Raw genomic sequence first — 23,696 nt, forward strand, 5'->3', positions numbered from 1 at the left:
ACGGATGATCCGGCGCCACCCGGAGCGCGCTCCCAGGCCGCCGATGCGATCGATTTCATCCCAGATAGCGTGATCACGTATCATAATGCAATACAAAGCCTGAGGTACGGCCAGGCTCGGCGCAACCGCCGCCGGCCGTACCGCAGCCGCATTCCCGCACCCGTCGGACGCAGAGCGAGGACTCATGAACACCGAGACACCGCACCCGCAAGACGTGGCCGAACCCACGGAAAGCACCGCAGCGCCGACCATCCAGACCGTGCAGCGGGCCGCGCTCATCTTGGACTCGTTCACGGTCCGCAAACCGCACCTCAACCTGAACGAGATCACGCGCCTCCTCGGCACCAGCAAGGCCACCGCCCACCGCTACACCAAGGCGCTGCGCGCGGCCAACCTGCTCCGCTACGACGAGCGCACCACCCTGTACTCCCTCGGCCCCCAGGTGCTCACCCTGGCCGCCGCCGCCCGGGCGGGCCTGCCGATCGTCACCGCCGCCGAGCCGTACATGGAACAGCTGGTCAAGGAGGTCGACGAAACCGTCGTCCTCAGCGTCTGGGACGGCGAAACGGCGACCGTGGTCCGCTCCGCCGACAACACCGACCACATCATCCGGATCAGCGTGCGCACCGGCTCCCGGCTGAACCTCACCACCTCGGCACAGGGCCGGGTGTTCTGCGCGTTCCTCCCCAGCGATCAGGTTCCGGGCCTGCCGAAACTCCTGCGCAAGACGCCGGAGCTGCGCGACGAGCTGGAGGTCATCCGGCGGCACGAGCTGTCGGTGAACTCCCCCGCCGTGAACGGCGTGCACACCATCGCCGCACCGGTCTTCGAAGGCGGCACGATCATCGCGGCGATGGCCGTCGTCGGCACCACGGTCAGCGTCCCCACCGACATCAAGTCCCCGATGGCGTCGGCGCTGCTCAGGACCGCGCGAGCCCTCTCCCGGCGCCTCGGCAACCCGGACACCTCTCCGGCCGCGGCCGACCTCCCCGCCGCCGCCGGAGCCCGCGGACGGGCGGGAAGCTGACCGGCGCGTCCCAGGTCACAACTCGTCGATCCATTCCAGCGACGACGCGAAGTCTGCGCGCGGCGGGACGAAGACGTCGATGTTCACGCACGGCGCCTCGATCGGCTCGACGTAATGTTCCGCCCCCCGCGGCACCAGCAGGAACGACCCGGCCCGCATGCGGTGCGGGACACCCTCGACGTAGTAGTCGCACAGACCGGAGGCGATGAACACCAACTGGTCGAAGTCGTCGTGCCGGTGCGGGTTCAAGGCCATGCCCACCTCCAGCTCATGGTGGGCGATCAACACCTCGTCGGTGGCGTACACCCGGCGCCGGACACCCGGGCGCAGCTGGGTCTGAGGGATGTCGTCCCAGTTCACGACCGTGCCGAAGAGTTTGGCGTTACGGAATGTCATCGGGTTCTCCTTGCGGGGAGGCGGCGGCGCGCAGGCCGTCCGCGAGAATCTGCAGATCGGAGCCGACCACGAGGTACCCCGCGGTCGCCAGGCCCAGCGAACCGGCCGCGGCGAGCCCCGGGGACCAGCCGCCGAACGCCGTACCGGCCCGATCCGCCGCACCGCGGACCGCGTCCACCGCCGCCCGCAGCCGCTCGTCGCCCGGGAGGCACCCAAGGCTGACCGCCAGATCGGTGCTGCCGACGAAGACGACGTCCAGCCCGCCGACCACCTCCGGCCAGGGCTCGGTCACCGCCGTCTCGATCTGCCCGACCAGCAGCGGCGGCGACTCCGCCTCCGCGCGTAGGAAGGCGGCCAGGCCACCGGCGCCGAAACCGGCGGCCCGGTTGGCCAGGCTGATCGAACGGCTCCCCTCCGGGGCGAACCGGGTGGCCGCGCGGAGCTCCCGAGCCTGCTCGGCCGTACACAGCATGGACAGCTGAAGGCCCACCGCCCCGCTTTCCAGCAGGCGTGCGATCATCGGCGGATCCACCCGGGGCACCCGGACCAGCGCGGCCACACCGCAGGCGTCGGCGTGCCGTACCAGCGTGATCGCCGCGCTCTCGTCGAGGGTCGAGTGCTCCAGGTCGACGACCACGAACCGGAACCCGGCCTCGGCGGCGAGCTCCACCCCCTCGGGCACCGGCAGTTTGACGAACGTCCCCGTCACCCGCTCGCCGGCGGCCAGCGCGGCCCGAAGTTCGCGCCGGAGCCGATGAACGCCGGTGCTCATGCCCCGGTGCCGCCGCGCCACGGGACGACGTCCACCTCGGCGCCGTGATGCAGCACGAACACCGGTTCCAGCCGCGGCGCCGTGATCGAGTTCCCGGCGGCGTCGGGCAGCACCACCTCGTCGGTCTCGGTCACCACCGTGACGTGCGCCGGGCCGCCGACCTCGAGCCGGCCGTACCCCTCGGTGTCCAGGCCCAGCATCGCGGCCGGGGCCACCGTGGCGCGCCGGACGCACTCCGCCAGGGGCGCGCCCAGCGCGACGAGCTTGGAGACGCTGGTCAGCAGGTCGAAGACCGGGCCACGCCAGTTGCGGGCGCTCGTGTCCGAGCTGAGCACATCTGGCAGGAAGCCCTCGGCGATCGCCCTGCGCGCCACCTCGAAACTCAGATTGCTCTTGCCGTGGGCCGAGTCGAAGAGCACCCCGCGCTCCCGTGCCGCGAGCACCTCCGGCAGCACGGTGTCCCCGTCCAGGATGCCGTGCGGCTTGCCGGTGTAGCAGTGCGCCACGACGTCACCGGGCCGCAGATGGCCGAGTACGACCGGGAGCGGCTCCTCGGTCTCCCCGATGTGCACCATGAGCGGCAGCCGCGCCTGCTCGGCCAGATCGATCGACTTCTTGAGCAACGGCTCCCACTGGTCGCCCACGACGTCGTCGGAAAGCCGGATCTTGAATCCGCGTACGACGTCGGGGTTGGCCAGCGCCGTCTCCAGCGCGTCCTCCACGACCAGGGTGCCGGGATTGAGCAGCTCGCCGAACCGGAAGTCGATGAGGCCGAGGACCGACACGTTGAGAAAGTTCACGATCCGCATGTCCGTGGCGTCGACGACCAGCTTGCGGAACGCGGCGAAGGTCGACGCGCCCGCCGTCCCTGCGTCGGCCGCCGCGACCACCCCACGGCGCAGATGCGCCTCCTCCGCCGGGGCACCGACCTTCGACACATGCTGAAAAATGTGCGTGTGCCCCTCGACCAGGCCGGGCAGCACCGTCGAACCGGTGCAGTCGACGACCTTGGCGGCACGGCCGCGCAGGTCGGGTCCGATCGCCGCGATCACGGTGCCGTCGACGGCCACGTCGAGCCGGGCGTCCGTCCCCGACGCGGGGTCGACGACGGTACCGCCCGCGAGGACGAGGTCATAGGTGGTCTGGCTGGTTTCGGACATCCTGGCTCCCAGGTCTTTCGGCGTCGTGGATGCGTCAACCGGCGGGTGCCGCGACGACGGTGGTCAACGGAAGTACGGAATCGATCTCCACCCGGATCTCGTCACCGTCGGCGAGAAAGGAGCCACGGTCCTGGCCGGTGCCGGCCGGTGTCCCGGTGAGCACGACGTCGCCGGGTTCGAGCGCGGCGAACCACGACAACCGCGCGAGCAGCTCCGGAATCGGGAAGATCATCCCATCGCTCGTGTCATCCTGGGTCAGCTCGCCGTTGACCCAGGTGCGCACCCGGATCCGGTCCCGGTCGGGGAGGTCCTCCGGATCCGACACGGACGCACCGAGCGGATTGAAGCCGGGGAAGCTCTTCGCCAGCGTGGGCGCCTGGGTGGCGCGCATGACATCCCGCGCGGTCATGTCGTTGGCGGCGGTGACCGCGGCGACGGCGGGCCAGACCGCCTCCGGCTCGGCCTGGTACAACCGGCGGCCGACGACCACCGCGATCTCACCCTCGTAGTCCGGCTCGCGGGTTCTGAGTGCCGGAACGGTCACCACGGCTCCCGGTCCGGCCACCGCCGACGGGGCGCCGAGATAGAGGATCGGCTCGGTCGGCACCGCCCGCCCGGTGAGCCGCGCCTTGGACAGGTAGTTGAGTCCGACCCCCCAGATCGCCCGCGGCCTGCCCAGCGGAGGCAGCAGCTCGGCGTCGGCCGGCCGAGTCCGCCCGCGCACCCGGCAGCTCGCCAGTGTCTTGATCGAACCGGTCTGCTCGATCACCGCTCCGATATGCGGAAAAGGCGTGTCAAGCAGGGCAAACGTCTCGTCCTCAAGCCTGGCAATACCGAGTTTCGTGGTAACCAGCTGCACGTCGGCCATCTTTCAATGCGAGACGCCGTTCTGTCAAGCGATACGCTCGCGGCAAGCTCAGGGCTCTTGGACGCGCGTCGCGGACCCCGCCAAGCCACTTTTCCCGGCCGCTTCCGCCCGGCCCCGACAACCGGAATCCCGTCGAGCACCCGGTGCGACGGACGACACATCGCCTTCACCGCAGGTTCCGGCGTCGTGACCGGCCGCGTTGCAGTCCGGGCGAGCGCATGTCGCCGAGGCCTGTGACCTGCGGGTTATCCTCACCGCCACCAAGGCAAGGGACGAACGTGCACAGGGGCGGGAACACACCCTCGAAGTCTCGCTGGGGTCAACATCAACACCGGCTCACACGCCTGCGGCCCGAACTCCTCGTTCAGCGCCTTCCCAAACGCCTTCAGCGCCGCCTTCGCGATCGGCCCTGCCTGCCTGCTGGGCCCTGTGAAGGAAACGTTCACGACCTCGCCACCCCCCGGTTACCGGGGGAAGTGTCACCCTGCCCGCTCCCCTGTGATCAGGTACTCGACGTCTCGCCAGAGCTTGTCGAACGACGGTGAGTTCTTCCGGGCCGAATGCAAGTCCATTTGGGCCACCAGACTGGTCTGATGCTTCTTCGGACTGTACGGCCGGCCATCGATTCGACGGTTGGACAGCCACTCCTTGCAACCTCGTGGCTGCTCCGGAGCCGCCGGTGCCTGCAGGTCCACGGACAGTCCTGCACAGCCGCGCAGAGAGTCCGCAGCGGCCAGGAACCAGGCTTCGAACTCGCGATTGGCTAGTACGACAGCGACTCGAAGATCCGGTCGAGCAGCCTGTGCCCGACGCAAAAGCCGAGGACCCAGGTCGGCTGGGCAGTCATCGTCAGCGTCGAGCAAGATCAGAAATGCTGTGATCGCATTCGAATCCGAGGCCATGCGGCTGATAGTCGACTCGATTCCGCCTGGCGCGACCATTGAGGCCCGGCTCATCCGCCAGGGCATGGCGACATCGGCCCACAAGCCGGGCGTGACCTCCGCGACAAGTCGGCGAAGCAGGACAGGTACGGCCTGGACCTCACCGTCACCTTCGACGATTGCGGCGATGCGCAGCCGGCTCCCTGTCATGCCCCGGACTCCCCTTCGGAGTCGCCGACAGGCCGGAGCCAGCCCTGCCGGTGAAACTCTGGGAGCTGATCCGGGTTCTTCCGTAGAACATCCTGCATGTGTCCGCTAAGTGATCCGATCCGGCTCACCCCGGCGTCCATCTCCACGATCCGTAGCGTGGAGGACTCGGTTTCCTCGCCGTTCAGCAGGTCGGAGCTCTGGGTTGTCGCGATCACCTGAGTGTGGTTCGCCGCTTCGGCCATCGCGGACAGGACACCCGAGACCTTCGCGGGATGTATGGCCAGTTCAGGCTCTTCGAGAGCCACCAAAGGAATCGTGCCGTCCAGTGCGTCCGGCTGGTTCAACGCCGCGAGCACACCGATGGCGCGGATTGTTCCTTCGGAGAGTTGCTCGCTCTCAAACACCTCCACGTGTGGATCCCCGGCGTTGACCCTCCCGGCGTTGACCGCTTCCCAGAACGGCAGGTTCGGGTCACCGGTCCAGAATCGCGCCTGGATGGTCACATAGTCGCCCTGCATGCGGTGGTCCACACCCAGCAGGGAGGGGATCAGCCAGCGCATCCACCCGTCGACCGAGTCCTTGACCTCCGGGTACCCATCGGAGAGCGCCCGGAGCACCTGCCCGAGATGTTCACCCCGCTCACCCAGCCGAACCTGCCGGACCCGGGTGTCGTCGAGTCCGCGGAGCTGGGGAGTGTCCAACTCATGGAACCGCATTCCCAGGAGCGCCTGGAGCAGGATGTCGTAGGGCGCATAGCGCCCGAGTAGGGGCAGAAGGAGTTCGTCCGGACCCAGCCTGACGCCAGGAGCCACGTCGCCTACCCGACGTTCCCGATCGTCGACGAGACCGACGGCGTACTCAGCCCGTTCATCCCCTACCGCGAGTATGAGCGTCTCGCCCAGAACGGCGAGCGGAAAGCCGAGCCCCGGAGCCCGGCCTACGCGCACGTGGTAGGTGGCGTCCCCGCCCGCGAAGGAGAGTTCAAGGGTGATGGAGAACGAGTCAACACCCTCACCTGCGGATTCACGACCTCGCCAGAGGATGGAGTCCAGTCCGCCCCGCTGCGCGATCGCCCGGGTGGGAGAGAGTGCGAGAGCGTCCCGGACGAATCTGATCGCGTCCAGGAAGTTCGATTTCCCCGCGGCGTTGAATCCGGCCAAGACGGTGAGCGGCCCCAGCCGGACATCGCACTCGGCGACGGAGCGGAACCCCTGGACCCGGACGCGCGATACGAATGGGCGCGCCGCCTTCTGCGCATTCGTCGACACGTTGACTCCCCGTCCACTCGCCACTCACGAGGTACCCATCCGGATCTGATCAGGAAAGAGACTATGCCCACGACGCGCTCTCCGGCACAAACGAAATCGCCGACCCGCACCCTGGCGAATCGGCGACCGTGTTCGAGTGCCCCCTGCAAGATTCGAACTTGCGCACCCGGCTCCGGAGACCCCTTCACGATCATGCGTCTAGGCCGCGAATGGACTACCGCATGCGGCGGCCCTCTGCCCGCACCGATGCTTCCGCGAATACGGGGCCGTGCCTATCCTGCTGTAGGTGACTTCAATCGAGCATGAGATCACCTTCCGTACGCTCGACGGCCTCCACCTTGCCGGAACACTCGTCACACCGACCGAACCTTCAGATCACGCGGTCGTCCTGGTCCATGGTGGTGGAGTGACGCGTCACGAGAGCGGGTTCTTCACCCGGATGGCCTGCGATTTGAGCGACTACGGCTTGGCGTCCCTGCGCTTCGACCTGCGCGGCCATGGCGAGAGCGAAGGCAGACAAGAAGAACTGACCCTGTCGACCATCCTCAACGACATCCGCACCGCGCTCCAGCAGCTCCGCGAGGCCACCGGAGCCGCCAGACTCAGCTTGCTCGGCACGAGTTTCGGCGGCGGCATCTGCGGCTACTACGCCGCCCACCGACCCGACGAAGTGTCTCGCCTAGTGCTATTCAATCCCCAGCTCGACTACAAGAAGCGCACCATCGACAGCCGCCCTTACTGGCATGACGACTACCTGGACGAAGACGTCGCCCGCAAACTCACCGAGCAGGGATCCATCACCTTCACCCCCACCTTGCGGCACGGCCGGCCGCTCCTCAACGAGGTCTTCTGGCTCCAGCCACACACCGCCCTCGGCTTGATCAAGGCCCCGACCCTCATCTTGCACGGCACCAAAGACACCCTTGTGCCGATCGAGTCTTCCCGCGCCGCAGTGCCCCAGTTCACCGCCCCGTGCGACCTGGTCGAGGTCGAGGGAGCCCAGCACACTTTTGCCGTCCACGACGACCCGCAATACCTCAACCCCCAGAGCCAAGCGTGGCAGGCGTCGGTAATCCAAACGGTCGCCGAATGGCTACGTGACGGTCGCGTCCGGTCGCCGTCGTAGGGTTCGCGGATGGCGTCCAGATCGAACCGGTACCGGCGTTTCTTGACCAGCAGGAAGATATCTCGTAGCGGGTTGAGAGCCGGTCCGGGACGGACTGCGGGCATCGCGTTCGGCTTGTGCCACACGATGGCGTTGCTCAGGATCCAGCCGTCCCGCTGGAGGGGGCGGGTACAGTTCAACGCGCAGAACTGACACGTACAAGGCGATCGGGCAGTTACCAGGCATCGGCCGGATAGAGCCATGTCAGTGCGGCCAGGCTCTTGTCGAGGTATTTCTCGTGCCCGGTCTGGAGCCCATAGGCCATGTCCTCCAGCACGCCGCACCTGGCGTAGAAGGCTGCGCGCGCTCTGATCGCCCCGACGTCGTGGACGTCGGTTCGGTAGCTGCGAAGAGCCAGGGCAAGAGCGGCGGGGCCCAGGTCGCGGTAAAGGAGGCCGAAGTCATAGGCCGGGTCGACGATCGCGGCATCGCTCCAGTCGATGACCCCGGTCACCGTCCAAGCGACCGGGTCGATGAGAACGTGTTCGATCCCCAGGTCGTTGTGGGAGAACACCAGATCATGTCGGTCGGCCGGCGGTGGGGTGCCAAGGAACTCCTCCACGGCGGGGCGGTGCACCGTCGGCACCGTTCCGGCGACCGTGGTGTAGGTTTGCGCGGCCTCCTCCAGCCATAGAGCCGGCGGCTGGTCATCGGTTTCCACCAGGTCGGCCATCCGGCTGACCGGAACGGCATGCAACGCGCTGAGGAACTCGCCGAGCGTGAGAGCGATCGAGTTGCCGTGGGTTGATCGTTGCGGCAGGGCCACGTCGATCAGTGGGAGGCCGGGGAGCATGAAGTAGGCCAGGCAGCCCTGGTCGGCGACCATGAAGCTCGGCTCGGGAACCGGTAGCGGTGACAGGTCCGCGACGGCGGCAAGGAGGCGGGCCTCGTCGTTCACGCGCGCGGCCCGGCCCGCCGGATCGGACTCCTTGCTGAAACGGACGATCAACTCGTCGTTGACCTGGAAGGCGATGTTGTCCTCACCTTCGCCGAGCAGCACCAACGAGTCGATCCGATAGCCGGGCAGGTGCTTGGCCACCACGTCACGGACGCCTGCGGCCCAACCGCGATTCCGGCTTCCCATGCCACGACTGTAGGGCTCTGGATCGTTGAGCGGCGGTCGGTACGATCCAGGGACGATCAGGGATCGACGCAGGGAGGCAGGGATAACTCCCTGACTACTTCCCCTAGCCCTGACCAGCATGGATAGCCCCCAGAGAGGCAGGGGAGCGCATCACGGGCGGGGTCGGAGGCACCGATCATCGGAGGCATGGATCCCGACCTTGACCAGCTGGTCACCGGCATAGTCGCGCAGGGCTTGGACGAGTGTGAGGCCCGCCGAACCGCTGCCGACGCGATCCGAACCGTCCGGGGCCGGTAGCGGCTGAAGCCCGCGAGGATCGGTACGCCCCTGGTACGTAATCAGTGGCACATGTTCGATTGACCTGGCATTTTGTGGCACGCCCCGGACCGCAAAATGGCCAGCGTTTCCGCTGGCCATTGCCGGGTTTTGCCTGGTCGAGCCTGTGTGCCCCCTGCAAGATTCGAACTTGCGCACCCGGCTCCGGAGGCCGGTGCTCTATCCCCTGAGCTAAGGGGGCTCGACGGAGAAAAGGTTACCAGGATCGGAGGAGCGTTCGCGCCCACCGGACCGAACCGGGCTGATAGAACGTAATCGTTACCCGCATCCGTGGGGAAACCCGCACGTGAACGGCTGGAATCGGGCTAGCCTCGCGGCCGTGGCGGAGGTACTGGAGCAACAGGGGCGGGCCGTGGGACGCGTACTGGTTGTGGACGACGACGAGGTCATCCGGCATCTGATCGCGGTCAACCTCACCCTGGAGGGGTTCGACGTGTCGACCGCGGTCGACGGTCAGGACTGCCTGGAGCGGGTGGAGAGCGTCGATCCCGACGTGATCACCCTGGATGTCATGATGCCGCGGATGGACGGCTGGATGACGGCGACGCGGCTGCGGGACACCCCGGAGACGAGTCATATCAAGGTGGTCTTGATCACTGCTCGCGCGCAGGCCGACGACAAGCGGCGCGGGCTCGACATCGGTGTCGACGCCTACCTGACCAAGCCGTTCGATCCAGCCGAGCTCATCCAGGTTGTGCGTGATCTGGCGGAGGCCGCCGAACCACGCTGAACGCCGTACGGGCACCGGCGCGACCCGGGCGGCAGTCGAGGCCCGTCCCGCACCCGGCCGACGATCAGACCTGCTCCGGTCCGGGCTCCTTGCCCACAGGTGGTACGTGCCGCAACGCGGTGACGGTCAGGAGTACCAGGCCGACGGCGACCCCGACGCTCGCCCAGGCGGTGCCGTTGAGCGCGGTGGCCAGGGCGTTGTGCGCCGCGTCCGTCAGGTCCACGGCCGCTTGCCCGTCAAGCTGCCGTACGGCGCCCGCGGCTCCGGCGGCGCTCTCCCGGGCGGCGTCCGACACCTGCGCGGGGAGCCCGGGCGGCATGGCGCCGTCGATCTCGTGGCGGTAGACGGACGTGCCGACCATGCCGATCAACGCGACCCCCATGGCGATGCCGAACTCGGCGGCCGTCTCGTTCGCCGCCGCCGCGCCGCCCGCCTGCTCCGGCCGTACGGAACCCATGGCCAGGCTCGCGCTCAGCCCCGCCGTCGGACCGATGCCGGCGGCGATCGCCACCAGGCCGCCCACCAGCAAGCCGAGTCCGCCGTCCGGACCGACCTGGGTGATCATGAGGTAACCGGCGGCCACGACCACCAGCCCGCCGGCCATCACGTGACCGGGGCGCATCCGCTTCGCCAGGAACGGACCCACTTGAATGCTGACCAGGGTCGTCAGGCCCATCGGCAGCATCCACAGCGCGGCCTGCAGTGGAGGCAGTTCCACCACCAGCTGGAGGTACAGGTAGACGAAGAGCTGTGCTCCCGACAGAAGTCCGGCGAGGGTCGTCGTCGCCACCGCGGGGCTGAACGTGCGGTTGCGGAACAGGCTCGGGTCGAGCAGCGGGTTGCTCACCCTGCGCTGCCGCCGCAGGAAGAGCAGGCCGAAGACGGCACCGAAGGCGACGGCCAGGATCGGAAACGCCTCGGGCCCCTGCTGCGAGATCTCCTTGAGCCCGTAGGTGACCGGCAGGATGCCCGCCAGGGAGAGCACCACGCTGAGCAGATCGATCGGGCCCGCCTCGGGGTCTCGGTACTCGGGTAGCGTCCTCGGCGCCGTGATCAGCAGTATCACCATGACCGGCACCCCCAGGAGGAACACCGAACCCCACCAGAAGAACTCCAGCATCGCGCCGCCGACGATCGGCCCGAGGGTCGTCCCGCCGAGGAAGCACCCCATCCACACGCCGATCGCGGTGGCCTGCTGGGCGGGGTCTTTGAACATGGTGGTGAGCAGGGTGAGGGTTGACGGCATCAAGGTGGCGCCGGCGATCCCCAGGAGCGCTCGGGCGGCGATGAGTATTTCCGGGCTGGTGGAGTAGGCGGCCAGCACCGAGGCGACGGAGAACGCGGCCGCGCCGATGAGGAGCAGGCGCCTGCGGCCGATCCGGTCGCCGAGGTTCCCCATCGTGATGAGAAGCCCGGCGATCATGAAACCGTACACGTCGGTGATCCACAGCTGCTGGACGCCGTCGGCGCCGAGGTCGGAACCGAGGTGGGGCAGCGCCATGTACAGCACGCTCATGTCCAGCGCCACCAGGATCGTGGGCAGGCTCAGCACGGCCAGCCCGATCATTTCCCGTCGCCCGGCTCGTTCGGCCGAGCCCGTGGGGGAAGAGGTCTGCATGGGTGCTCCAGGGGTGTGCGCCGCTCGAGTCCGGTCACGCGGCGTCCGGGTCGGGAATGAAAAGGGAGTCTTGTATGTAAAAGAATCACTTGTCAATAAGCCTCGCGACGATTGACAAGGGATTCCTTTACGTACAAGACTCCCTGTATGAAGGAAGTCCAGATGATGGAGCGGTTCGAGCAGGCTGAGGCGCTGCTCAAACCGCAACGCGTCGAGGTGCTGCGGCAACTGGGCGAGCCCCGGTCCTGCACCGAGGTCGCGGAGCGGCTCGACCAGACCCCGCAGTGGGTCTACTACCACGTGAAACGGCTGGTGGAGGCGGGCCTGGTGACCCAGGTGTCACAGCGTCCGGTGCGCGGCATCCAGGAGGGGGTCTACCAGGCGAACGCGCGGTCCTACTGGCTCTCCCCCGAACTGCTCGGCCGGATCGACGCGCGTGGCGTCCGCGACGAACTGAGCCTCGGCTACCTGCTCGACCTGCTCCAGGACGTCCAGTCCGACGTCGCGTCGATCGCCGCGGCCGCCGGGACGGAGGTGGAGATCGATCTCCCGTCCATCGCGGTGTCGGGCGAGATCCGGGTGCCGCCGCACCGCCGCCAGGAGTTCGTCGCCGACCTCAGGACCATGATGCAGGATCTCTTCACCCGGTACGGCGGTGCGGACGGTGACGCCTTCAAGGTCGCCGTGGCGTGCTACCCGGCCTTTCCCAAGGAGACGCCGGTATGAGCGGGCTGCTGCGAATCCGGGCACAGGTGCCGGCGCCGATCCTGGAGGTGCGCCACGCGCTGACCGATCCCGCGGCGTTGCGTGTCTGGCTGGCCGAGCACGCCGAGGCCGATCTCCCCCACTCGTTCGCCTTCTGGGGCCGGTACACCCCGCAGGGTGACGTCCCGCGCCAGCGTCCGCTGTACGCCGACGACCGTACCCTGCGGTTCTCCTGGGAGATCGACGGCGTGGAGACCGCCGTCGAGATCGGCCTGACGCCGACTGGTCGGCAAACCACGATCCTGACGCTCACGCAGTCACACGTCCCCGACTGGTCGGAGGTCGTGGCGGAGGTCGGCCTGCGGAGTGTGCTGGCCACCTTCTGGCCGCTGGCGATCACAAACCTGATCGACTTCCTCCTGGGCCGCGAACTCACCCCGAAATGCGACTTCACATCGCCGCGCCTGGCGGAGCAGGTCGTCGTCGACGCCCCGCCGCACGAGGTGTTCGACTCGCTGGTCGATCCCGGGAAGGTCAGGGAGTGGTTCGGCGCCCCTCTGGAGATCGAGCTCCGTCCCGGCGGGCGCTGGGCCATGGGGGGCTTCGACCGGGAGGAGTCGACCGCGAAGATCGTGGATGTGGTGCCCGGCCGCAGGCTCGACCTGGATTGGGGATCGTTCGTGTCCAGCTGGGAGCTGGAGGGCTCGGAGGGCAGGACCCGGTTCACCTTCGTGCAGAGCGGATTCGACGAGGACAACCCGCCCTACGCGGGGTGGCTCGGCTGGCTCAGTGCCGTCGCCGACCTGCGGCGTTTCCACGAGACGTCCTGGACACCGATCTGGCTGCAAAGCGACATCCCGGGCATGCCGGAGGATGTGCTGGTCCTGGCGTCCGAACAGCCGACCGGCCGATGAGCGATCACAGCAAGGGGGCGACGCCCGTCATGGCCGGCGATTCACCCGCGGACGAGGTACGGACGGTCGTCGAGAACTGGGCGCAGGCGATTCGCGCCGGGGACCTGGACGGGATGCTCGCGAACCACACCGACGACATCCTGATGTACGACGTGATACCGCCGACGCGCCTGCGCGGGACGGCGGGGTACCGCGCGCAGTGGGAGCTCTTCTTTCAGTACAGCCCGGGTGGCGACGGGAGCTTCGACCTGATCGACCTGGAGGTCTTCGCCGACGGGTCCGTCGCCTTCTGCCACGCGATCGTCGCCATCGTCGACCTGCGCTGCCGTCTCACCCTCGGCTTGCGCAAGTCGGGCGGACGATGGCTGATCGCGCACGAACACCATTCCTTCCCGGGCGAGTCCTGACCCTCCCGCGGTGACCGCCTGGAAGCTTGGAGCACGGTACGGCCGATGTGGCGGCTCCCGGAACCGTGTACCGGGAGCCCCGCGTCGCACGTTCCGTCCCGCTGCGTGCTCCGTCGGCGCGGCATCCCGCGCACAGCCTCCGACATCTCCCCATACACCCCAATTCAATATCCCGATAAATGCCGAAAAATCCAGCCGAACATTCGCCGCCTACCCGTTTTCCACTCAGCTCCTGCGAAATTTGCGAGGGCGCGGTAAACCACTGGTAGACAGGATGTAAAAGCGGACCTGGTAACAAGCTCGGCGCACCGAGCGGCACGTAAATTACCCATGCACCGGAAAACAGTGCGGCCATGTCGCGTAGGCCGGTGACACGGACTGCCAGAGCCGGAAGCCGGTGGAACCGGCGATGCGGGCAGGAAAGGCATGGGGGCTGGGGAAGACATGAGAATCCTCAACGTGAGTGCGCTGCGGGCGGCCGACATCTGGTTGCGGCGGCCGGCCCGGGCGAGGGCGATCCTGGCGGCGCAGCCCACCCTCGACGTCCCGTCCCTCTCCCTCCTCGCCTGGCTCACCCTCACCGTCGAACAGGACGAGAAACATGCGGAGAGCCTGGCCAGAACCGCGCTCGGCCATGTCGGGGACTCACGGTTCGCCACGGCGGCGCTCACCGAGGTGCTGCTCCGGCGGGGGGAGTACGACGAGGCGATCGAAGTGATCGGCGCGGCTCGGCACCGGTTTCCCGCGATCCGGTGGTACGAGCTCACCTTGGCCGACACCCTCGTCGAGGCCGGCCGGATCACCGCGGCCGAGGATGTACTGGAGGAGGCCGCGGCCGATCCGGTGCTCCGCCGGCACGCGCTGAAGAGATTGTCGAAGCTCGCGCTGGACCGGGGCGATCACGAACGCGCACGATATTTCCTTGAACCGCTTGTCGCCCTGGCCCCCGACTATCTCGTCTACGCTTCCGACTACATTGTGCTCGGCCATCTCTACATTGAGGCCGGCGAGCCTGATAAAGCACGCGACACCTGGCACAAGGGCGCCGAAGTCTACGTCAGGAATTCGGAATTGCGCGCTCTGCTGATGCGGCATTTCGGGGAGCAGGGTCCGTCGATCGCACCGCGTATCGCCCGGGTGGACGAACGGCGGCTCGGCGCGAAACGCATCCCGGTCCGAACCCCGATGATCAGCTTCCGGACCGGGATCACGGAGGTCGTCGACACGGCGACCGCGATGATACGGCGTCCCGGGGATGTGATCGCCTTCTCCGAGAGCGCGGCGGCGGCCGGTCAGGGGCGGATGCTCCCGCTTGAGCTGGTGGATCCGAGCCTGATGGCGGCGGTTCTCTGCCGGTTCGTCGGGAAGATCGGCCCGCTGAGCAGCCCGGCGGGCATGCAGGGCGCGATCATGGAGGTGGGCCGGGCCAAGGTCGCCTTGGGCGCGGTGGCGGGGGCCGTCGGAAGACTCCTCGGCCGCCGCGGCTGGTTCTACCGGGTCACCGGGCCGGCCACCGCGATGATCGACGACGTGGCGGCCTGCATGCCGCCCCACGACCACCATCTGATCTTCGGCCCGTCGGAGGCCGACGCGCTCTCCGAGCAGCTCGCGGCGGCCCTGCGCTGCGGGGTCGCCGTCGTCGACGCCAACCACCGCTCCGGCGCGACGATCATCGGCGCGTCGCGGGAGGTCGACCGGAACTGGCTGGTCACGGCGCTCGCCGACAACCCCGCGGGCAACGAGGACGAGCAGACGCCCGTCGTCATCATCCGCCCGCTGGAGAAGGTGACCTCACAGCGCGCCTGATCGGCGGTCAGCCGAGGGTCCTGACCACCGCGTCCAGCACGGCCTCCATGTGCCACGGCCGAAGCCCCTGGTGGACGGGGAGGCCGATGAGCTCCCGCCGGAGCGGCCGGAGCTCCCCGAAACCCTCGCCGAGGAGGGGGTGCGCCACCGGCCAGATCTCGATCGCGCGCACGCCGTACCGGAGCAGCTCCGCGAGCACCCGCTCCCGATCGGTCACCCGGAGCGGGAAGAGGAGCGGGCAGACCCCCGGCCGGAGTGGCCGCAGCTCAGGCAGGCGCGCGGCGAGCATCCCGTAGTTACGGCGGCGCGCGGCACGGACGGCGTGCGCGTCGGCGCCGTACACCGACCAGGCGGTCAGCCGCGACGGGCCGCCCGCGGCGATCGTCATGGCCTCGGGCGAAATGTTCCATTCGCCGATCACCACTTCGGTCAGGCGCCCCTCCTTGGCCGCGGCTTCGGCCCGGCTGCCCCTGCGCAGGAGTGACTCGGCGGGGGCCCGGACGACCCGCGGCCCGGCCAGGGCCAGCCTTCCCGCGGCCAGCGACACCGTCGACCGCGCCACCCGGCGCCACGGCGGCCGGCCCGGCGCCCGGCTCACCGGAGTGCCCAGCACGGCTCCCCCGTCGGGGACGCCCAGGCTTTTGCGCGGGCAGAAGACCGCCGCCTCGCCCCGCGACCCGAGGGGGACGTCTCCGTCAGCGGAGAAGAGTCCGTGCGCCACATCCTCGATGACTCGAACGCCGTCCGGTACGGGCGGAAGCGGCCATCCGAAGTAGGAGACGAGATAGGTCACGTCGGTCTGTTTCGCCACCCTCGCGAGGTCTTCCTCGTCGGCGTGGAGCGATGCGTCCACCCGGTAGAAGACCACGTCGACGCCGAGCAGCCGGGCCGCCTCGACCTCCGAGCCGCAGTGGAACGCGGGCATCGCGATCCGGCTCCCCGGACCGAGCCCAAGAGAGCGCAGGGCCAGGGAGACCGCGCCCCGCCCCAGATGGGTCAGGGTCAGACCGGGCCGGTCGAAGGGAAACACCCGCGGCGGCCGTCTAAGGAGGGCGCCCGGGGCCAGCGGTGGATACACACTCGCGATCACCGGGAACCCACTCCCGCGGAAACCGCGTCGACGCCACCGCCGCGGCGGCCGGACGAGCCACCGGCATCCCCGAGGCCCGGGCGGGCCGGTGTGCGACCGGGCTCCCCCTGGCCCGGCCGATGGGCGGGATCCCTCATCGCTTCAGCACCCCCGTGAGGTCGTCGATGCGCAGCAGCCAGGCTCCGGCGGCGAAGACCGCGACCCCGGTCAGGCCCGCCGTCGCGAGCCGGAGGACCGGGACGGCCTGGGTGCCGGCGCCCAGTACCGCGACGATGGCGGCGGCGGCCGGGAGGGTGGCGAGGGCGACCTTGGCCAGCGGGCCGAGAACACCGGTGAGACCGAGCCCCCCGGTCCGGCGGGCGAGCAGGTACCCGGCGACGAGGACGCCCACCACGTAGCCCAGGGTGTGCGCCAACGCCAGACCTTGTACTGACATAAACGGAAAAAGCGCGAAATCAAGCGCGATTGTGGCGATGTTGGCGACCACGTTGATCAGCATCGGGGTCCGGGAGTCCTGCCGGGTGTAGAAGGCCCGCATGAGCAGGGCGAACAGGGAGAACGGCAGCAGCCCGAGGGCGAACATGTTCAGCGTGGAGGCGACCAGGGCGCTGCTCTGCCCGCCCATGACCCCACGCTCCAGCAGCGTCTCGATCAGGGGCCGGGAGAGCAGGACATAGGCGACGGTGACCGGCACCAGCAGGACGACGGTGAGCCGCAGCCCGCCGGCCAGCCGCCCGCGATACCCCGCTTCGTCCCCGTCGACGTAGTAGGACGCGAGCGTGGGCACCAGCGCGGTCATGATGGACACCGCGATGATGCCGTACGGCAGCTGGAAGAAGGCGAACGCGGTGTAGTACGCGGTCGGCCCGCCCTGAACCGCGTTGACCAGGTACAGCGAGACGCCCCACCCGATCTGGTTGATCACCACGTAGCCGAACGTCCACGCCGAGAGCCGGCCGAGCCTGCGGACGGCCGGGTGGCGGAAGTCGACCCGCAGGCGGAGCCGTCCGGGAAGCCCGCGCAGCGCGGGCAGGTAGACCGCCGCCATCGCCGCCACCCCGGCGGTGGTGCCCAGGCCCAGCAGCAGCACCTCGCCGGAGCCGAGGCCGCCCGGGACGGGCGCGCCGTCCACCGCCGCGGCGAAGAGCAGCAGGACGCCGATCACCACGAGGTTGTTCACGATGGGGGCGAACATGGGGACGGCGAACCGGCTGTGCGCGTTGAGCAGGCCCCCGGCGATCGCCGCGAAGCCGTACAGGGCCACGCCCGGCGCGAGCAGCCGTAACAGGGTGGTCGCCAGCTCGTGCTGCTCCTGCTGGGCGACGAGGCCGGGCACCCGGCCGCTGAAGATCGCGATGATCCACGGCGCGGCCACCGCGGTGAGGACGCAGACCGCGAGCAGGAGGGCCATCGCGCTCCCGGCGAGCACCGAGGCGGCCCGCCACGCCTCCGCGTGCTCACGGGTCTTGAGCCACTCCATCAGGATCGGGATGAAGACCGAGGTCAGCACCCCGCCGAGCACCAGCTCGTAGACGACCGTCGGGAGGGTGCCCGCGATGTTGTAGGCGTCGGCCAGCCGGGACTCGGTCACGCCCAGCGCGTACACGAGTGCGGCGATCCGCCCGAGACCGGTCAGGCGGGACAGCAGCGTGCCCACCGCCATCACGACGGCGGGCCGGACCAGGGAACGACCGGCCACATCCTGGAGAGCCCCACTCACCCTCACAGAGTGTAGTCGCTCGATTACGTGGAGCCGCCGGGCGGTATGCGGTTCCGGGTACGGTTCACCCGCACCGACGGCGTCTCTCGGCCCAGAGACACCGCGGCTTCACCTGCAGGGATCGGCTGGGGGTGGGTCTGCGCCCCAGCGGCGATCTAGGGCAGGGCGTGGGGAATGCGTTCGAGGACGGGGTAGGGCAGGAGCCCGTAGGCGTAGAAGTCGACCGCGTCGGCGCCCGCGGCCCGGGCCGCCTTCACCTTGGCCGCCAGGTGCTCGGCCGAGTCGGTGTCGGGCCTGCCGGGCCGGAACACGACGCGGAGTTCCCGTGTCTGCCCGATGAACCGGCGGTAGGCGGCGACGTCGTCGGCGACCCGCTGCGGATCCCACGCGTACGCGAGCACCCCCAGCGAGGAGACGATGTCGCCCAGGGCCATCAGGTCGACGCCGAGCTGCCAGGAGTCGTGGGCGGCCGGTCCGCCCGCGGGCCTGCCGTCGGCGTACCCCTTGCAGGCGCCCATCGCGTCGAGGAACTCCAGCCGCGAGCCCTCGGCGGCGACTCCGGCCGCCACGTCGGCGACGAGCGTGGTGACGGTCTCGGATCGCGCGCGTGCGTAGGAGACCAGCTCTGGTCCGGCGTAGGCGGTGAGCGCGGATCTGGTGACGAGCCCTTCGGCGGGCGGGTCGCCGTTGAAGATCCCGTCGAGGATCCTGGCGCACTCCCTGCGGGCGGTCTCCGCGTCGACGCCGAGGCTTTCCGCCCAGCTCATGCAGTAGGAGCAGAAGCAGAGCCCGAGGAGGAACCCGTCCATCGGCCCGAGGTCGACGAACGACCGCTCATGGTGGTATCCGTGGCCGAAGGTGCTGAAGTGCAGGGCTTCGGCGACGACGGTGTCGACCCCCTGCCTGGCCACGGCCCGGCCGAGGGCGACGGCGTAGAGCCGGACGTCGGGGTGGGCGGGACAGAGGTCGGCCGGGGATCCGCGGTCGCCGAAGCAGTTCTCGACGGTGACGTCGGGGTGTCGCAGGCCGATCGTGGTGTTGTGCAGGAAGATCGTCCAACCGTGGAGTGGCGCCTCCCTGGCCCGGGTGTGCCGCCTGAGCTCGGCGAGCGGCTCCTGGTCCGCGCCCTTCTGTACGGGCGGCGCGAGCCTGAGGTCGCCGAAGAGGTCGGCCGGCGGGACGAAGTGCACACCGTCGTGGCGTTTGGTCACCCGGGTGGAGCCGTGCGGTGTGACGTCCCGGGCACGGTGGTAGCCGGCGGCGACCGTCACGCCGCGGGCTCCGTAACCGTTGAGCACCCGGTCGAGCACCTCCCCGGTGCCCTCACCCCGCAGGTCCTCCACGAAGAGGTAGACGGAGCTGTCCATGTCAGCCCTCGTACGCGACAAAGTCGGTTTCCATCGGAAAGCCCACCACAAGTCGCCGCGAGTGGGCACTGCCCGGGGCGAACGCCGTACGGATCTCTCGCATCTCATCGCTCCTTTAGAAGAGGGTGTGGAGAACGTCGACCACGGTGTGGTCCTCGTCGACCACGGGGATGAATCTCCACTTGTCAAATGCGGTGCAGGGATGTGAGATGCCGAAGGAGACGAGGTCCCCCGGCAGCAACCCCCCGCCACGCTCACCGGTGAGGTAGGCGTGGTGGTCCTGGAATCTGGTGAGGCTGAGTCCTTCCGCGGGTCTGATCTCGCCGTCGCTCCCCCGGACCGACCGGGGGACCGGCAGTCCTTCGTCGCACGGCGCGTCGCGTTTGCCGAATCCGGCGACGGCCAGGCCCGTCTCGGGGACGGAGAGCACCTGGGCCCAGATCTCGAGGGCGGGACGGAGTTCCCCTTCGATCCGGTTGAACGGCGTCTTGGCCTCGTAGAAGCCGTCGTCGTGGGAGATGTAGGCGCCGCTGCGCAGGATCGGCAGGTAGTCGGGTCCGAGCCCGGCGAAGGCCTCGGCCACCAGGTCGAACCAGGCACTGCCCCCAGCGGTGATCACGGTCGGGCCGGGGGTCTTCGGCGCGACGATCCTGGCCGCCTCGGTGAGCTGGGCGAGGTAGACGCGGACGTCGACCCGCCCGTTCAGCCCGCCTTCGTATCCGGCGACCCCGGCGAGTTCCAGCCGCGGCTCGGCGTCGACGGCCCGGGCGGTCTCGACGAGTCCGGCGAGGGTACGGCAGCCGGTGCGGCCCCGCTCGTGCCCGAGTTCGACGAGGACCCGCAGCGGGCGGGTGCCGGGAAGGTCGGCGAGGGCCCGGACGCCGGCCGTGGAGTCGACGTAACAGAGGAACTCGAACCCGGGGTCTTCGTCAAGCTGCTCGGCGAACCACCGGAGCGCGGTCCGGTCGAGGAGCTCGTTGGCGAGGATGATCCGCTTGACCCCGGACTTGCGCATGACAAGCGCTTGGGAGGCGGTCGCCGCGGTCAGCCCCCACGCGCCCGCCGCCAGCTGGGCGTGGAACAGGCTCGGTGCCATCGTGGTCTTGCCGTGCGGCGCGAACGCGACGCCCTGGTCCCGGGCGAACGCCGCGAGGGTGGCGATGTTGTGATCGATCGCGGATTGACGGGCGACCATGACGGGCCAGACGAACGGCCCGTCGAACAATCCGTGCTTCGCAGCGGCGAACTCCTCCGTCGAGACGGGTGATCCGGGCAGCCAGAATCCCTTGGCCGTCCAGTCGAGCGTCCCCATACCGCACCTCCCTCTCGTGAACCCGGTATAGACCAGTTCCACGGGGAGCGTAGCGGCATAAACCACGCAGTTCCCACTGCGCGAGGAATTCCCTGGACAACGGCCTGCGAACCCTTACCGATCTTCCTGACTGCCGCCTGCGCAAACCCCGCCGAGCCGGTACGGCCTCAGTCGGCCGGGCGGAGCGCGCGCCCCGGGACGGCACCGGTGAGCGCTCCCCCGGCCAGCACCGGAACCCCGCCGACCAGGACGTGGTCGATGCCCACGGCGAGCTCCCGCGGCTCGTCGTAGGTGGCCCGATCCGCCACCGTGACCGGGTCGATCACAATCAGGTCGGCGACCTTCCCCCGCTCGACCGTGCCCCGGTCGGCGAGCCGGAAGCGGGCGGCCGGACGCCCCGCCAGATGGACGGCGGCCTGCTGCCAGGTCCAGTCGCCGAGCTCGCGCACATACCGGGCGAGGAACCGGGCGAACGCCCCGTACCCCCGCGGATGCGGATGGCTCCCCAGGTAGATGCCGTCGGAACCGGCGGTGTGGGCGGGGTGGCGCAGCAACGCCCGGACCGACTCCTCGGTCCCGGTGGGCGGCTGCCCGAACACGCAACCGGCGGCGAGTCCGCTGCTGACCAGCAGCTCACGGCAGAACTCGGCCGGCGACACCCCCGCCCGGACGGCCGCCTCCGGCAGGGTCAGGCCTTCGGCCCACCGCAGCGGCCCCGGTACGTGCGAAAGCCGGATCCTCGGCCACACCTCGGCCAGACCGGGCCACCAGTCGCGCTCCAGGCGCAGCCGGACCCCGGGGTCGCCGAGCTGCTCGACCACGAGGTCGAGGGAGGCCAGCGGCAGCCAGGGCGGGAGGGTGAGCATGCCGAGGATCGTGCTCCCCCGCAGGTAGGGGTAGCTGTCGAAGGTGAGGTCCAGGTCTTGCGCGTGGGCGTCCCGGACGAGGCCGAGGAGGTGCTCGGCGGGCCCGTGGTAGTGCGAGACGTGCCCGGCGGCCCCCGATCGGCGCAGGATCTCGACGACCTCGGCCATGCCGATGTGGGCGTCGGCCTCGTAGCCGCGCATGTGGGTGACGTACGGCAGCCCGGCCGCGGCGACCGGCGCGCAGAGCGCGGCGATCTCGGCGGCGTCCGCGAACCGGCCCGGCGCGTACTCCAGGCCGGTGGAGAGCCCGATCGCGCCCTCGGCCAGGCCCTTTTCCACGATCCGCCGCATCATGGCGAGCGCGTCCGGGTCGGCGGCCGACTCCGCCGGCCCCATGACGTCGTAGCGGATCGTGCCGTGCGGCAGCAGATAGGCGGTGTTGAGCGGAACCTTCCGGTCGTACCGCGCGAGCAGCTCCGCGACGCTCAGCCCGTCGCCGACACCCGGCAGGCTGCCGTTGACCGGCGCGAAGTACCGCGTCACATAGTCCAGGGTCGCGGGCGCCGAGGCCGGGGCGTAGGAGAGCCCGTCCTGGCCCAGCACGAACGTGGTGATCCCCTGCCTAAGGGCCGCCAGCTGAACGTGCGGGTCCAGAACGAGCGCGTCGCCGTGCACATGACAGTCGACGAACCCGGGCGCCACATAGCGTCCCACGGCGTCGACCTCCATCGCCGCCGTGGCGCCGGACAGCCCGCCCACCGCCTCGATCCGGCCGTCGCGGACCCCGACGTCCGCACGGTACGGCGGCGCGCCCGTACCGTCGAGCACCTCGCCGCCCCGGAAGATCACATCCAGCACCGCGCCCATCCACACACCCCTCATCGGCTTTCGGCACGCACACCGTCAAGATGTCAGGCTTGCCGGGCCCGTCTCAATACCCCGGTTCCGGTACGGCCAAAGGCCCGCCCCGCTGCTTCCTACCCCTTCCCCGGTACGGCCACCGGCCCGGCGATCCCCGCGAACGAGGTGGCCTTCGGCTCCAGGCCGAGCATCTTGCGCCCCGCGGAGATGTCCAGCGTGCGCTCGACCGCCAGGTGGCTCACCGCGTACCGGGTCAGTTGCGGCCCGTCCGCGCGGCGGGCCAGCCGGAACACGTCCTCGGCGAGGGTGGCCAGCAACAGGGCCGGCCGGGCCGGCAGGTAGTACGGCCGGGCGGGGCTGCCGAGTTCGGCGAGGACCCCGCGGAGCGCGTCGTCGAGGAGTACGGGCTCGGCGTCGGTCACGTTGAAGACCCCGATCCCCTCGTATTCGGCGGCGAGCAGGCAGGCGTCGACCAGGTTGTCGATATGGGTGAGGCTGATCGGCTGACTGCCGTCCCCCACCGCGTACATCCGCCGGCCCCGGATCGACCGCCGGAGCCTGGGCAGCAGCGTGGTGTCCCCCGGCCCGTAGATCGCGTGCGGGCGGAGGATCACCGCGTCGCCGCGGACCAGGTTCTCCGCGGACGCCTTGGAGGCCCCGTAGGCGTTGAGGTAGCGGGTGACCGGCGCCTCCACCTCGCGGGCCATCACGGTCGGCCGGAACGGGTCGTAGACGCTCGCGGTGCTCACGTGGACGAACCGGGCCCGGGGGAACGTCTGCCGCGCGGTGCGGGTGCCGTCGAGGTTGCCGGCCCAGATCTCCCGGGGCGGCCCCCAGTCGGCGACGCCGCCCGCGCAGTGCACGACGGCGTCGACCTCCGGCGGGACCCCCGGATACGCGCCGGCCAGGTCCCACGCGCGGTACTCGGCCCCGCCGAGGTGCGCGGCCGGTACGGCGGGGCGGCGGCCGTAGGCCCGTACGGTCCAGCCTCGGGCGACGGCCGCACGGCAGACGGCTCCGCCGACGAATCCGGAAGCCCCGGTTACCGCGATCTCCACGATCCGGCCGCCTTTCCTCGCGCCCTGTCGCCGGGTCCCGGCGCTCGACCAGAGCAGGCTAGCGCGCCGTTCCCC

21 protein-coding genes and 1 tRNA gene are annotated in these 23,696 nt (G+C 69.6%); 7 read left to right on the forward strand and 15 right to left on the reverse strand.

Going from position 1 to position 23,696, the window contains the following annotated elements:
* Positions 1 to 184: 184 nt before the first annotated feature.
* Positions 185 to 1,027: an IclR family transcriptional regulator gene (locus RUR_RS28660; protein ID WP_283138333.1), complete on the forward strand. Its 843-nt coding sequence runs from the start codon at positions 185 to 187 to the stop codon at positions 1,025 to 1,027.
* Positions 1,028 to 1,042: 15 nt separating this feature from the next.
* Here the strand turns inward: RUR_RS28660 and RUR_RS28665 are convergent, their stop codons facing one another.
* The 6 genes from RUR_RS28665 to RUR_RS28690 form a co-directional block, all read right to left on the reverse strand.
* Complete coding sequence (locus RUR_RS28665) at positions 1,043 to 1,423, reverse strand: cupin domain-containing protein (protein WP_283138334.1); 381 nt, start codon at positions 1,421 to 1,423, stop codon at positions 1,043 to 1,045.
* Positions 1,410 to 2,195, reverse strand: coding sequence for an HpcH/HpaI aldolase family protein (locus RUR_RS28670; protein WP_283138335.1), 786 nt, complete (start codon positions 2,193 to 2,195; stop codon positions 1,410 to 1,412). Before RUR_RS28670 ends, RUR_RS28665 begins: the two co-directional genes overlap by 14 nt.
* On the reverse strand, positions 2,192 to 3,355 hold the full coding sequence (locus tag RUR_RS28675; RefSeq protein ID WP_283138336.1) for an amidohydrolase family protein: 1,164 nt from the start codon (positions 3,353 to 3,355) through the stop codon (positions 2,192 to 2,194). Before RUR_RS28675 ends, RUR_RS28670 begins: the two co-directional genes overlap by 4 nt.
* Positions 3,356 to 3,389: 34 nt before the next feature.
* The gene (locus RUR_RS28680) at positions 3,390 to 4,223 is read right to left on the reverse strand and encodes a fumarylacetoacetate hydrolase family protein (protein ID WP_283138337.1); all 834 of its coding nucleotides are present in this window, start codon (positions 4,221 to 4,223) and stop codon (positions 3,390 to 3,392) included.
* Positions 4,224 to 4,702: 479 nt separating this feature from the next.
* Positions 4,703 to 5,314, reverse strand: a complete 612-nt coding sequence (locus RUR_RS28685) for a DUF4276 family protein (protein WP_283138338.1) — start codon at positions 5,312 to 5,314, stop codon at positions 4,703 to 4,705.
* On the reverse strand, positions 5,311 to 6,582 hold the full coding sequence (locus RUR_RS28690; RefSeq protein WP_283138339.1) for an AAA family ATPase: 1,272 nt from the start codon (positions 6,580 to 6,582) through the stop codon (positions 5,311 to 5,313). Before RUR_RS28690 ends, RUR_RS28685 begins: the two co-directional genes overlap by 4 nt.
* 286 nt (positions 6,583 to 6,868) lie before the next feature.
* Here RUR_RS28690 and RUR_RS28695 point away from each other — a divergent pair, with 286 nt between their 5' ends.
* The gene (locus RUR_RS28695) at positions 6,869 to 7,708 is read left to right on the forward strand and encodes an alpha/beta hydrolase (RefSeq protein ID WP_283138340.1); all 840 of its coding nucleotides are present in this window, start codon (positions 6,869 to 6,871) and stop codon (positions 7,706 to 7,708) included.
* Between the two features lie 214 nt (positions 7,709 to 7,922).
* Here RUR_RS28695 and RUR_RS28700 read toward each other — a convergent pair whose 3' ends face one another.
* Both RUR_RS28700 and RUR_RS28705 read right to left on the reverse strand, forming a co-directional pair.
* Positions 7,923 to 8,831 (reverse strand): phosphotransferase family protein, encoded by a 909-nt coding sequence (locus RUR_RS28700; RefSeq protein WP_283138341.1) that lies wholly within the window; start codon positions 8,829 to 8,831, stop codon positions 7,923 to 7,925.
* Positions 8,832 to 9,276: 445 nt separating this feature from the next.
* Positions 9,277 to 9,348 (reverse strand) — tRNA-Arg (locus RUR_RS28705).
* A gap of 171 nt (positions 9,349 to 9,519) precedes the next feature.
* On the opposite strand from RUR_RS28705, the gene RUR_RS28710 reads away from it, so the two are divergent.
* Positions 9,520 to 9,897 (forward strand): response regulator transcription factor, encoded by a 378-nt coding sequence (locus RUR_RS28710; protein ID WP_283139831.1) that lies wholly within the window; start codon positions 9,520 to 9,522, stop codon positions 9,895 to 9,897.
* A 64-nt stretch (positions 9,898 to 9,961) separates the two neighbouring features.
* Here the strand turns inward: RUR_RS28710 and RUR_RS28715 are convergent, their stop codons facing one another.
* Positions 9,962 to 11,515, reverse strand: coding sequence for an MFS transporter (locus tag RUR_RS28715; protein WP_283138342.1), 1,554 nt, complete (start codon positions 11,513 to 11,515; stop codon positions 9,962 to 9,964).
* Between the two features lie 147 nt (positions 11,516 to 11,662).
* Here RUR_RS28715 and RUR_RS28720 point away from each other — a divergent pair, with 147 nt between their 5' ends.
* From RUR_RS28720 to RUR_RS28735, 4 genes are all read left to right on the forward strand, one after another.
* The gene (locus RUR_RS28720) at positions 11,663 to 12,241 is read left to right on the forward strand and encodes an ArsR/SmtB family transcription factor (RefSeq protein WP_283138343.1); all 579 of its coding nucleotides are present in this window, start codon (positions 11,663 to 11,665) and stop codon (positions 12,239 to 12,241) included.
* The gene (locus RUR_RS28725; RefSeq protein ID WP_283138344.1) at positions 12,238 to 13,134 is read left to right on the forward strand and encodes an SRPBCC family protein; all 897 of its coding nucleotides are present in this window, start codon (positions 12,238 to 12,240) and stop codon (positions 13,132 to 13,134) included. The genes RUR_RS28720 and RUR_RS28725 overlap by 4 nt, the downstream gene beginning before the upstream one ends.
* Complete coding sequence (locus tag RUR_RS28730) at positions 13,131 to 13,541, forward strand: YybH family protein (protein ID WP_283138345.1); 411 nt, start codon at positions 13,131 to 13,133, stop codon at positions 13,539 to 13,541. Before RUR_RS28725 ends, RUR_RS28730 begins: the two co-directional genes overlap by 4 nt.
* 444 nt (positions 13,542 to 13,985) lie before the next feature.
* Positions 13,986 to 15,347 carry a tetratricopeptide repeat protein gene (locus RUR_RS28735; protein WP_283138346.1) on the forward strand — a complete coding sequence of 454 codons (1,362 nt, stop codon included), beginning with the start codon at positions 13,986 to 13,988 and terminating at the stop codon, positions 15,345 to 15,347.
* Between the two features lie 7 nt (positions 15,348 to 15,354).
* Here RUR_RS28735 and RUR_RS28740 read toward each other — a convergent pair whose 3' ends face one another.
* From RUR_RS28740 to RUR_RS28765, 6 genes are all read right to left on the reverse strand, one after another.
* Positions 15,355 to 16,437 carry a DegT/DnrJ/EryC1/StrS family aminotransferase gene (locus RUR_RS28740; RefSeq protein ID WP_283138347.1) on the reverse strand — a complete coding sequence of 361 codons (1,083 nt, stop codon included), beginning with the start codon at positions 16,435 to 16,437 and terminating at the stop codon, positions 15,355 to 15,357.
* A 133-nt stretch (positions 16,438 to 16,570) separates the two neighbouring features.
* Positions 16,571 to 18,157: a murein biosynthesis integral membrane protein MurJ gene (gene murJ, locus RUR_RS28745; protein WP_283138348.1), complete on the reverse strand. Its 1,587-nt coding sequence runs from the start codon at positions 18,155 to 18,157 to the stop codon at positions 16,571 to 16,573.
* A gap of 155 nt (positions 18,158 to 18,312) precedes the next feature.
* Entirely contained in the window at positions 18,313 to 19,524 is a 1,212-nt protein-coding gene (locus tag RUR_RS28750; RefSeq protein WP_283138349.1) for a hypothetical protein, read from the reverse strand.
* A 115-nt stretch (positions 19,525 to 19,639) separates the two neighbouring features.
* Complete coding sequence (locus RUR_RS28755) at positions 19,640 to 20,836, reverse strand: alanine racemase (protein WP_283138350.1); 1,197 nt, start codon at positions 20,834 to 20,836, stop codon at positions 19,640 to 19,642.
* A 167-nt stretch (positions 20,837 to 21,003) separates the two neighbouring features.
* Positions 21,004 to 22,569 (reverse strand): N-acyl-D-amino-acid deacylase family protein, encoded by a 1,566-nt coding sequence (locus RUR_RS28760; protein ID WP_283138351.1) that lies wholly within the window; start codon positions 22,567 to 22,569, stop codon positions 21,004 to 21,006.
* Between the two features lie 110 nt (positions 22,570 to 22,679).
* Positions 22,680 to 23,621, reverse strand: coding sequence for an NAD-dependent epimerase/dehydratase family protein (locus RUR_RS28765; protein ID WP_283138352.1), 942 nt, complete (start codon positions 23,619 to 23,621; stop codon positions 22,680 to 22,682).
* Positions 23,622 to 23,696 lie beyond the last annotated feature (75 nt).

It is taken from the genome of Rhizohabitans arisaemae, from assembly GCF_025996515.1.
In the GTDB taxonomy this organism is placed as follows: Bacteria; Actinomycetota; Actinomycetes; order Streptosporangiales; family Streptosporangiaceae; genus Rhizohabitans; species Rhizohabitans arisaemae.